Annotated in this window: 11 protein-coding genes; 2 read left to right on the forward strand and 9 right to left on the reverse strand. The window is 71.4% G+C overall.

Translation table 11 applies throughout. The annotated features are described in order from the left end of the window. Positions 1–25: 25 nt before the first annotated feature. The 7 genes from HUT10_RS12160 to argC are packed head-to-tail and all read right to left on the reverse strand — an operon-like array spanning position 26 to position 6,001. Positions 26–283, reverse strand: a complete 258-nt coding sequence (locus HUT10_RS12160) for an argininosuccinate synthase domain-containing protein (protein ID WP_254896841.1) — start codon at positions 281–283, stop codon at positions 26–28. After that, positions 280–780: an arginine repressor gene (locus HUT10_RS12165; RefSeq protein ID WP_176171294.1), complete on the reverse strand. Its 501-nt coding sequence runs from the start codon at positions 778–780 to the stop codon at positions 280–282. Before HUT10_RS12165 ends, HUT10_RS12160 begins: the two co-directional genes overlap by 4 nt. Next, the gene (gene argF, locus HUT10_RS12170) at positions 777–1,703 is read right to left on the reverse strand and encodes an ornithine carbamoyltransferase (RefSeq protein ID WP_176171295.1); all 927 of its coding nucleotides are present in this window, start codon (positions 1,701–1,703) and stop codon (positions 777–779) included. The genes HUT10_RS12165 and argF overlap by 4 nt, the downstream gene beginning before the upstream one ends. Beyond that, the gene (locus tag HUT10_RS12175; RefSeq protein WP_176171296.1) at positions 1,703–2,905 is read right to left on the reverse strand and encodes an acetylornithine transaminase; all 1,203 of its coding nucleotides are present in this window, start codon (positions 2,903–2,905) and stop codon (positions 1,703–1,705) included. The genes argF and HUT10_RS12175 overlap by 1 nt, the downstream gene beginning before the upstream one ends. Continuing rightward, positions 2,902–3,819 (reverse strand): acetylglutamate kinase, encoded by a 918-nt coding sequence (gene argB / locus HUT10_RS12180; RefSeq protein WP_176171297.1) that lies wholly within the window; start codon positions 3,817–3,819, stop codon positions 2,902–2,904. The genes HUT10_RS12175 and argB overlap by 4 nt, the downstream gene beginning before the upstream one ends. Next, positions 3,816–4,976: a bifunctional glutamate N-acetyltransferase/amino-acid acetyltransferase ArgJ gene (gene argJ, locus HUT10_RS12185; RefSeq protein WP_176171298.1), complete on the reverse strand. Its 1,161-nt coding sequence runs from the start codon at positions 4,974–4,976 to the stop codon at positions 3,816–3,818. The genes argB and argJ overlap by 4 nt, the downstream gene beginning before the upstream one ends. After that, positions 4,973–6,001 carry an N-acetyl-gamma-glutamyl-phosphate reductase gene (gene argC / locus HUT10_RS12190; protein ID WP_176171299.1) on the reverse strand — a complete coding sequence of 343 codons (1,029 nt, stop codon included), beginning with the start codon at positions 5,999–6,001 and terminating at the stop codon, positions 4,973–4,975. The genes argJ and argC overlap by 4 nt, the downstream gene beginning before the upstream one ends. A gap of 74 nt (positions 6,002–6,075) precedes the next feature. Between argC and HUT10_RS12195 the strand changes: the two genes are divergently transcribed. Further along, positions 6,076–7,032: a YafY family protein gene (locus tag HUT10_RS12195; protein ID WP_176171300.1), complete on the forward strand. Its 957-nt coding sequence runs from the start codon at positions 6,076–6,078 to the stop codon at positions 7,030–7,032. 154 nt (positions 7,033–7,186) lie between these two features. Here HUT10_RS12195 and HUT10_RS12200 read toward each other — a convergent pair whose 3' ends face one another. Beyond that, positions 7,187–7,684, reverse strand: coding sequence for a helix-turn-helix domain containing protein (locus HUT10_RS12200; protein ID WP_176171301.1), 498 nt, complete (start codon positions 7,682–7,684; stop codon positions 7,187–7,189). A 203-nt stretch (positions 7,685–7,887) separates the two neighbouring features. Continuing rightward, a complete protein-coding gene (locus HUT10_RS12205) occupies positions 7,888–9,471 on the reverse strand; it encodes an alpha/beta hydrolase (protein ID WP_176171302.1) in 1,584 nt (527 codons plus the stop codon). A 193-nt stretch (positions 9,472–9,664) separates the two neighbouring features. Here HUT10_RS12205 and HUT10_RS12210 point away from each other — a divergent pair, with 193 nt between their 5' ends. Next, complete coding sequence (locus HUT10_RS12210) at positions 9,665–10,354, forward strand: DNA alkylation repair protein (RefSeq protein ID WP_176171303.1); 690 nt, start codon at positions 9,665–9,667, stop codon at positions 10,352–10,354. Positions 10,355–10,398 lie beyond the last annotated feature (44 nt).

A 10,398-nucleotide genomic window follows, 5' to 3' on the forward strand; every position in this document is an offset into this window, starting at 1 on the left:
TCGCTTCTCCTCGGTGTTCGTGTGTTCAGGCGACCGTGATCCGGCCGTCGTACAGGACCAGGCGGACACTGGCACATCCGCGGGCGGTCCGCCGTTCGAGTGCGGCGCACGCTTCGCCGCGCCCGATTCTCTGCGCTTCGCCACGCGCGTTCAGCATCCGGTGCGCTTCGGCGACGGAGACGGTCTCGCCGTCGATCGCCACCGGGATCCCGTGGTCGAAGGTGATCACGACCTCGTCCGGCGCGAGGAACTCCCCCTCCGCCGGGAAGATGTCGCCGATCATGGCGTTCCTTCGTCCGCCGATCGCTGGGCGAGCGCGGCGAAGCGCTCCGCGAGTTCCTTGCCCGTCAGCGGTTCCCGGGCGATCACGGCGACGGTGTCGTCCCCCGCGATCGAGCCGACGACCTCTTCGAGCGCGGCCCGGTCGATGGCGCTGGCCAGGAACTGCGCCGCACCCGGCGGCGTCCGCAGCACCATCAGGTTGCCCGACGAGTCCGCCGAAACCATCAGCTCCGCGAGCAGCCGGGAGAGCCGCGACGTGCCGCCCTGCACCCCGCGGACGGGACTGCCGTCCTCCGGGATGACGTAGACCGGCGCGCCCGAGTCCGGCCCGCGCAGCTTGACCGCGCCCAGCTCGTCGAGGTCGCGCGACAGCGTCGCCTGGGTGACCTCGATGCCTTCGGCGGCCAGCAGCTTGGCCAGCTCGGTCTGGCTGCGGATGGTCATCGTGGACACGAGCTCGGTGATCCGCGCCTGCCTGCCCACCCGGCTCCCGGTCATCGCCTGCTCTCCTCGAACAGCCAGACGAGCAGCGCCTTCTGGGCGTGCAGGCGGTTTTCGGCCTCGTCCCAGACCGCACTGGCCGGCCCGTCGATCACCTCGTCGGTGATCTCCCAGCCGCGGTGGGCCGGCAGGCAGTGCAGCACGATGGCGTCATCCGCGGCCTTCTTCAGCAGCTCGGTGTTGACCTGCAGGGCGCGGAACGGGCCCACCCGGTCGAGGCCGTCGTTCTCCTGCCCCATCGACGTCCACGTGTCGGTGACGAGCACGTCCGCGCCGTCGACCGCCGCGTACGGGTCGGTGAAGACGGTGGCGGTGCCGCCGGTCTCGTCCGCGCGCTTCTTCGCGTCCAACATCACGCCCTGGTCGGGCTGGAAGCCGACCGGCGAGACGACCCGGACGTGCATCCCGGCGGTGACCCCGCCGAGCAGCAGCGAGTGCGCCATGTTGTTGGCGCCGTCGCCGAGGTAGACCAGCGTGAGCCCCTCGAGCTTGCCCTTGCGCTCGCGGATCGTCATCAGGTCGGTGAGCACCTGGCACGGGTGGAACTCGTCGGTGAGCGCGTTGACCACCGGGATCGACGCGGCCGAGGCCATCGCCTCGATGCGCTTCTGCGCGAAGGTGCGCCACACGATCCCGTCGACGTACCGCGAGAGGACCCGCGAGGTGTCCTCGATGGTCTCTTCGCGGCCGAGCTGCATCGAACGGCCGTCGACGATCACCGGGTGGCCGCCGAGCTGGCTGATGCCGACCTCGAAGGAGAACCGGGTCCGCGTCGAGTTCTTCTCGAAGATCGCCGTGATCGACTTGCCGGCGAGGGTCTTGTTTCCCAGCGGGTCGGCCTTGAGCTGGTCGGCGAGGTCGAGGATGGCCTTCTGCTCGGCCGGACTGACGTCGTCGTCGCGGAGGAAGTGGCGCAGCATCAGTCGGAGTCCTTCGTGGTGGAGTCGAGCGCGTTCGGGAGGGCGGCGAGGAAGCCTTCGGCCTGGTCGCCGTCGAGGACGAGCGGGGGCGCGAGCCGGACGGCGTCCGGCGCGACCGGGTTGACGAGGTAGCCGGCGGCCTGCGCGGCCTGGGCCACCGCCGCCGAGACCGGCTGGTTGAGGGCGATGCCGAGCAGCAGCCCGGCGCCGCGCACACCGGCGACGAGTGGATGGCCCAGCGCCTCGACCCCGGCCGTGATGTCCTTGCCCAGCGAGGCGACGTGGTCGAGGAGGCCGTCGGCGGCGATGGTCTTGAGCACGGCCAGGCCGGCCGCGCAGCAGACCGGGTTGCCGCCGAAGGTGGTGCCGTGCTGCCCCGGCTTGAGCAGGTCTCCGGCCGCGCCGACGCCGATCACCGCGCCCAGCGGCAGCCCGCCGCCGAGGCCCTTGGCCAGGGTGATGACGTCCGGGACGATGCCGGCCTGCTGGTAGCCGAACCAGGTGCCGAGCCTGCCGAGACCGGTCTGCACCTCGTCGAGCACCAGCAGCGTGCCGGTGGCCTTGGTGATCTCGCGGGCGGCCTGCAGGTAGCCGTCCGGCGCCGGGATGACGCCGGCCTCGCCGAGCACCGGTTCCAGGAAGACGGCCGCGGTTTCGGTGTCGACGGCGGCCTTGAGCGCCTCGACGTCCCCGAACGGCACGTGCTCCACACCGGGCACCAGCGGTTTGAAGGCGTCGCGCTTGGCGGGCTGGCCGGTGAGGGTCAGCGCGCCCATGGTCCGGCCGTGGAACGCGCCTTCGGCGGCGACGACCTTGGTGCGCCCGGTCAGCCTGCTGATCTTCAGCGCGGCTTCGTTGGCCTCGGCGCCGGAGTTGACGAACAGCACCTTGCCGTTGCCGGTCAGGCCGGCCACGTCGAGCAACGCCTCGGCGAGCTCGACGGCCACCGGGTTGACGTACAGGTTCGACGTGTGGCCGAGCCGCTTGATCTGCTCGGTGACGGCTTCGACGACCGCCGGGTGCGCGTGGCCGAGCGCGTTGACGGCGATGCCGCCGACCAGGTCGAGGTACTCGCGGCCGTCGGCGTCCCACACCTTCGCGCCCTCGCCGCGCACCAGCGTCAGCTTCGGTGTGCCGTAGTTGTCCATCAGGGCGGACTGCCAGTGTTCCTGGCCCTCCACATTGGACTTGAGGTCGGTCACGGGAGCTCCGTTTCGGGGAAGACCATGGTGCCGACGCCGCGGGAGGTGAAGACCTCCAGCAGCACCGAATGGGCAAGGCGGCCGTCGATCACGTGCGCCCGGCGCACGCCGCCGCGGATGGCGCACACGCACGCCTCCATCTTCGGGATCATGCCGCTGGCCAGGCCGGGCAGCATGGTTTCCAGGCGGTCGACGCGGACGCGGTCGATCAGCGACGACCGGTCGGGCCAGTTCGCGTACAGCCCTTCGACGTCGGTGAGCACGACGAGCTTTTCGGCGCCCAGCGCGGCCGCCAGCGCACCCGCGGCCGTGTCGGCGTTGACGTTGTGCACGACGCCGTCGATGTCCGGGGCGACCGTGGACACGACCGGGATGCGGCCCGCGTTGACGATGTCGAGCACCGCGTCCGGGTTGACCTCGGCGACCTCGCCGACGAGCCCGATGTCGACCTGTTCACCGTCCACAGTGGCCTGTTTGCGCTCGGCGGTGAACAGCCGGGCGTCCTCGCCGGAGATGCCGACCGCGTACGGCCCGTGGGCGTTGATCAGCCCGACCAGCTCGCGGCTGACCTGCCCGGTGAGCACCATCCGGACGATGTCCATCGTCTCCGGGGTGGTGACGCGCAGGCCGCCCTTGAACTCGCCTTCGACGCCGAGGCGCTTGAGCATCGCGGTGATCTGCGGGCCGCCGCCGTGCACGACGACCGGGCGCAGGCCGGCCAGCCGGAGGAACACCATGTCCTCGGCGAAGGCCGCCTTCAGCTGGTCGTCGATCATCGCGTTGCCGCCGTACTTCACCACCACGGTGGCCCCGTGGAACCGCTGCAGCCAAGGCAGCGCCTCGATCAGCACCCCGGCCTTTTCGGCCGCCGTCGCGAGTCGTTCGTCCGCGGAAATCAGAGCCTCCTGGTTCATGAGGAGTACGCGCTGTTCTCTTCGACGTAACCGTGCGAAAGGTCGGTGGTGTAGATGGTCGCCGTGCTCGTGCCGACGCCGAGGTCGACGACGATTTCGATGGCCCGGCCGGTGAGGTCCGCTTCCGACCGGTCCGCGGCGGGGACACCTTGGGCGAACAGGGTGACGCCGTTGATCGCGATCGACACGGCCTCCGGGTCGATCCGGGCCGGCACCCGGCCGAGCGCCATCGCGATCCGGCCCCAGTTCGGGTCGGAGCCGAAGAGCGCCGTCTTGACCAGGTTGTCCTCGGCGATCGTGCGGGCGACAGCGATCGCGTCGGCCTCGGTGGCCGCACCCCGCACGGTGACGTCGACGTCCTTGGTCGCGCCCTCGGAGTCCGCGCGCAGCTGGAGGACCAGGTCATGGCTGACCGCGGTGAGCAGCTCGGTGAGCTCCGCTTCGGTCGGCTCGGCCCCGCTCGCGCCGGACGCCAGGACCAGGACGGTGTCGTTGGTGGACGTGCCGCCGTCGACGTCGAGCCGGTCGAAGGTGACGTGGGTCGCCGCGCGCAGGGCCCGGTCGAGGGTTTCCTTGTCCACCACGGCGTCGGTGGTCAGCACCGAGAGCATGGTGGCGAGGTTCGGTGCGAGCATGCCCGCGCCCTTGGCGAAGCCGCCCACGCTCCAGCCGTCGTCGTGCTTCGCAAACGCTTGCTTCGGCTTCGAGTCGGTGGTCATCACGCCCTTGGCCGCGTTGAGGCCCGCTTCCGGGCTCGCGTCGAGGGCCTTGAACGCGGTGTCCACCCCGGAGAGGAGCGCGTCCATCGGGAGCCGCTCGCCGATCAGGCCGGTGGAGCAGACGGCGACCTCGATCGCACCCGCCTGCAGGACTTCGGCGACCTTCTCGGCGGTGGCGTGGGTGTCCTGGAAGCCGCCCGGCCCGGTGGCCGCGTTGGCGCCGCCCGAGTTGAGGACGACGGCCTTCAGGCGCTGCTGTTTGAGCACTTCCTGCGACCACAGCACCGGCGCGGCCTTGATGACGTTGCGGGTGAACACGCCCGCGGCGACGTCGAGCGGGCCGTCGTTGACGACCAGCGTCAGGTCGAGCGCGCCGGAGGCCTTGATCCCGGCGGCGACGCCGGCGGCGCGGAAGCCCTGGGGGCCGGTGACGGTCACGGTGCCACTCCTACGGTGGAAAGCCCGGTGGTTTCCGGGAGGCCGAGGGCCAGGTTCATCGACTGGACGGCACCGCCGGCGGTGCCCTTGGTGAGGTTGTCGATCGCGGCGACGACGACCAGGCGCTTCGCGTCGGCGTCGACCGTGACCTGCAGCTGGGTGTTGTTCGAGCCGAGCGTCGCCGACGTCGTCGGCCAGGCACCCGCGGGCAGCAGCTGGACGAACGGCTCGGCGTCGTAGGCCTTCTCGTAGGCGGCGCGGGCGGCGGCCTCGTCGACGCCGCCCTTCAGCGGGGCGCTCGCCGTGGTGAGGATGCCGCGGGGCATCGGCGCCAGCACCGGCGTGAAAGACACGGTGACCTTCTCCCCGGCGACGGCCGAGAGGTTCTGCGCGAACTCGGGGGTGTGGCGGTGGGCGCCGCCGACGCCGTACGCGCTCGCCGAGCCCATCACCTCGGAGCCGAGCAGGTTCGGCTTGAGGCTCTTGCCGGCGCCGGAGGTCCCGGTGACCGCGACGATCGTGACGTCGGGCTCGATCAGCCCGGCGGCGAACGCGGGCGCCAGTGCGAGCGAGCCGCCGGTCGGGAAGCAGCCGGGCACGGCGATGCGCTTGGTGCCGGCGAGCTTTTCGCGGGCGCCCGGCAGCTCGGGCAGGCCGTACGGCCACTGGCCGGCGTGGTCGCCGCCGTACCAGCGCTGCCAGTCGCCCGCGTCGGCCAGGCGGTGGTCGGCGCCGAGGTCGACCACCAGGACGTCCGGGCCGAGCTGCGCCGCGAGCGCCGCGGAGTGCCCGTGCGGCAGCGCGAGGAAGACGACGTCGTGGCCGGCGAGGGTCTCCGGCGTCGTCTCGGCCAGGACGCGGTCGGCGAGCGGGACGAGGTGGGGCTGGTGGACGCCGAGCTTCGTGCCCGCGCTGCTGGCGGCCGTCAGCGTGCCGATCTCGACCTCGGGATGGGTCAGGAGCAGGCGCAAGAGCTCGCCGCCTGCGTACCCGCTGGCTCCGGCCACCGCGATGTTCACCGTCATACGCATGATTATGCACGCCCTTGCAAGTCTAAACAAACCCGGAGTGGTGGCCGCCACCTTGGGATGCTGGGCGCATGACGGACACCCCGGCCCGGTTGCTCGGCCTGCTCTCGCTGCTCCAGACGCCCCGCGAGTGGCCGGGCAGCGAGCTGGCCGAGCGGCTGGGCGTCACCCCGCGCACGATCCGCCGCGACATCGAGCGGCTGCGCGACCTGGGCTATCCGGTCGAGGCCAGCCGCGGTGTGGCGGGCGGCTACCGGCTGGTGGCCGGCACCGCGATGCCGCCGCTCGTGCTCGACGACGAGGAAGCCGTCGCGATCGCGGTCGGGCTGCGGACCGCGGCCGGCCAGACGATCGACGGGATCGAGGAAGCGTCCGTGCGGGCGCTCGCCAAGCTGGAGCAGGTGCTGCCGGCGCGGCTGCGCCGCCGGGTGGGCACGATCGGCACGGCGACGGTCGCCGTGCCGGCCACCGGGCCCGTCGTGGACCCGGCGCAGCTGACGGTGTTCGCCGGGGCGATCACCAACCACGAGACCGTCCGGTTCCGCTACCGCGCCCACGACGGCGCCGAGACCCGGCGCCGGGCCGAGCCGCTCCGGCTGGTCGCCGCCGGCCGCCGCTGGTACCTGGTCGCCTACGACCTCGACCGGGCGGACTGGCGCGTGTTCCGCGCCGACCGCGTCCGCGAGGCGCAGGCGACCGGCGGCCGGGTGGCGCGGCGCGAGCCACCCGCCACGGACCTCGCGGCCTACGTCCTCGACCGGTTCTACGACCTGGCGGCGTCTTACCGGGCCGTGGCCGTACTGGCGGAACCGGCGGCCCGGTTGGCGCCCCGGCTCGGCCAAGCGGCAGGCGAGCTGACCGACCTCGGCGACGGCCGGTGCCGGTGGCGCAGCCACGCGGACACGCTGGACTGGCTCGCTTTCCGGCTGCTGGGGTTGGGCTGCGCGTTCGTCGTCGAGGAACCGCCGGAGCTGATCGCGCACCTGAAGGCGCTCGCCGCCCGCGCGGCCGCCGCCGTGCCGGACTGACCTGTGGTGCTGCACTGCTCTCCTCCCTGAGGGTGCTTCGGCGAGTGGTGGTCAGAGCTCCCGGTACTCGGAGGCTGCTACTTACGGTCGCCTCCGAGGTCCGGGCGATACTGCGGTGGGCCGGTCCCCCTGCGGACCGGCCCACCGCCGCCGCTCAGCCCGGCTCGCCTCCGTCCAGGTCCGTGCGCCTGCTCGGCGGCACCGGGAGGTAGCAGCCCGGGTTCTCCGGGTCGCAGCCCACGCGGGGCAGACGGGCGCGGATGCCGCCGGGGGTGCGCTCGAAGTACGCCGCGATCTGCGCGACGCTCTCCCCCGCGATCCACCGGGTCTCCAGCTCCGCGTCCATCTCCTCGCTCCACGGGCGGCCCTGCTGGGCAGGACGGCCCGCGGATCTTCGCCGCGGCCCGCGGCCGGCTCCGGTCGCGGACAGCAACCCGTCCGCGACGAGCTCCGCCACCGTGTCCGCCACCGCGACGTCGAGGTCGAGGCTGCCCTCGGCGACCGGTTCGCCGCCGGGGCCGCCGGCTTCCAGGGTGATCATCACCCGGGGTGTGGGTTCGGCGCGGTCGACGTCCGTCCTGGTCGAGACCACGATCTGATAGGTGTTGTCGGCTGCCCGGACCTCGGTCCGGCGCTCTTCGATGATCGACATGCCACGAAGCTAGCGCGCACCCCCGACAATTTTCGGCCACGCGCTGCTCACGGCCCACTCCGCTCCGAAATTGTCGGACCCCTCCCCTAACGTCTGCGGCGACCACGAACCGTCACGAGGAGGCGACGATGGGACACCGGCGGACAAGACGCTGCCCCGGTCCGGAAGCACCGGGCCGGGGCAGCGGGGTGGAGCGGGTTCGCTCAGAAGTGCAGCAGCTGGGCCAGCGTGTTCTGCTTCTCCTGGGCGGCCTTCGCGGAGTTGTCCGACTTCTGCGCCGCGGCGCCGTCGGGCACCGGCTGCGGCACCGGGTCGCACTGGACGTCCGAGTGGTTGCCGGGCTGGCGCTTCGGCAGCGCGCCGGTGGCCAGGTAGTCGGCGACCTTGTCGTCGACGCAGGCCACCCCGGACAGCGAACCGGCGTGCGTGGTGCCGCCCGGCGCGCTGATCAGGCTCGAGTTCGGGAACCGCTTCCGCACCTCGAGGCTGCCGGGGTACGGCGTGGCGGCGTCGAGCTCTTCGCTGATGAGCAGGGCACCGGCCACCTTGCGGCCGTCGACGTTCACCGGCTTGCCCGCCTTCGCCGGCCAGAACGCGCAGGGCGCGTTGAACCAGGCGTTGCCCCAGGTCTCGAACGGGGCCTTGAAGTAGGTCAGCCAGTTGTCGACCCGCCACCGGTTCCAGTCGGTCGGCCACTGGACGTCGGTGCACTGCACGCCCAGGTACACGGCGAAGCCGTTGTCGTTGCCCGGCGGGTTCGAAGCGTCGTAGAGCTTCTTCAGCGTCTGCCAGTCACCCTTGTGCACGTAGCCGTCGAAGGCCTCGGCCATGTCGGTCCAGCCGAAGACGTAGTAGCCGGCCTGCAGGAAGATGTCGGTCCACTCGTCACCGCCGATGACCCCGCCCGCCGGGTCCTTGGCCAGCTTGCGCTGGGTGGCGTACCACAGCTTCTCGACGGCGTCGCCGGTCGAGCCGAGGTGGTAGACGCTGTCGTACTTCGCGAGCCAGTCGAAGTAGATCTTGATGTTCTTGTCGAACGCGACGTCCTGGTCGAGGTTGGCCTGGTACCAGACCTTCCGCGGGTCGACGTTGCCGTCCAGCACCATCCGGCGGACGTTCTTCGGGTACAGCGTGCTGTACACCTGGCCGAGGTAGGTGCCGTAGGAGAAGCCGTAGTAGTTGATCTGCTTCTCACCGAGGGACTTGCGCAGGCTGTCCATGTCCTGCGCGACGTCGGTCGTCTTGAGGTGGTTCAGGATCTCGCCGTTCTTGCGGCACGCGTCGGCGTACCCCTTCGAGCGGGCGAGCCAGGTCTTCTCCAGCTGCACGGTGGTCGGCACGTACGCCGGCCGGTTGTAGCTGAAGTAGTTCCCGTCGCAGGTGAGCGCGGGCTTGCTGGAACCGACGCCACGCGGGTCGAAGCCGATCCAGTCGTAGCTGTCCCCGGCGCCGTTCGGCACGTACTTGCCGAGCACCGACAGGCCGAGGCCGGAACCGCCCGGCCCGCCCGGGTTCACCAGCATGATGCCCTGGGACTGCGCGGTCTTGTGCTTGATCCGCGAGACGGCGAGGGAGACCTTCGCCCCGCCCGGCTTCGCGTAGTCCATCGGCACGTCGAGGAAGCCGCACTCGGCACCGTTGGCCTTGAGGCTCGCCGACGTGCAGGGCCCCCAGGCGATCGGCGCGGGGGCGAACTGGGCCCCGGGTTCCGCCGAGGCGGCGGGCGCGGCGGCCATCAGCCCGGCCGCGAGCCCCGCGGCGGCGACGGCGGCAACGAATTTTTTCACAGTCGTCCTTTTCATCCGCTTTCGACAGCGTTCGGCAGATTTCGAAAAAACTACCGGCAACCAGGGTCAATCTCGCTGACCGACGCGGCTTGCGCCATCCGCCTTTCGTCGGGACCTGCGGCGCGTGCACGGCGCCGGAACTGTCGGTGGCCGGCAGTACGCTCCGGGGCGCCCGAGCCCGACAGGAGGACCGATGAGCGCGGACGAAAGGCTGGTCAGGGCGGTTCGCGCCGGGCTGGCGGAGCTGGCCGACCCGGCGAAGGCACCGGCGATGCAGGCGTACATGAAGTCGGCCATGCCCTTCCGCGGGGTGGCGAAACCCGAGCGCAGCACGCTCCTCAAGCGGGTGCTGGCCGAACACACATTGACCGATCGGGTGACCTTTTCGGCGACTGTCCTGGAGTTGTGGCGAGCCGCGGAATTCCGCGAAGAGCGCTACGCGGCCATCGATCTTTCCGGGTACCCGGCCTACCGGCGGTGGCAGGACCCGGAGCTGGTCCCGGTGTACGAGGAAATGATCGTCGACGGCGCCTGGTGGGACTTCGTGGACGAGATCGCCATCCGCCGGATCGGACCGATCCTCCGCGAGCACCGGGCCCGGATGACGCCGGAGCTGCTGGCCTGGGCCGACGACGCCGACCACTGGCGCCGCCGGACGGCGATCATCTGCCAGGTGGGGGCGAAGGGAGACACCGACACGGACCTGCTCACCCGGGCCATCGAGCCGTCGATCGGCGAGCCGGAGTTCTTCTTGCGGAAGGGGATCGGCTGGGCGCTGCGGGACTACGAGAAGACGGCGCCGGAGTGGGTGCGGTGCTTCGTGGAGGAACACCCGGGGTTGTCCGGGCTGTCGAGGCGGGAGGCGCTCAAGCACATCGGCTGAGGGTGGAGCGGCCGTGCCGGGAGGGTCGGCTGGCGTACCCGGAG

The organism is Amycolatopsis sp. Hca4, assembly GCF_013364075.1.
Classification (GTDB): domain Bacteria; phylum Actinomycetota; class Actinomycetes; order Mycobacteriales; family Pseudonocardiaceae; genus Amycolatopsis.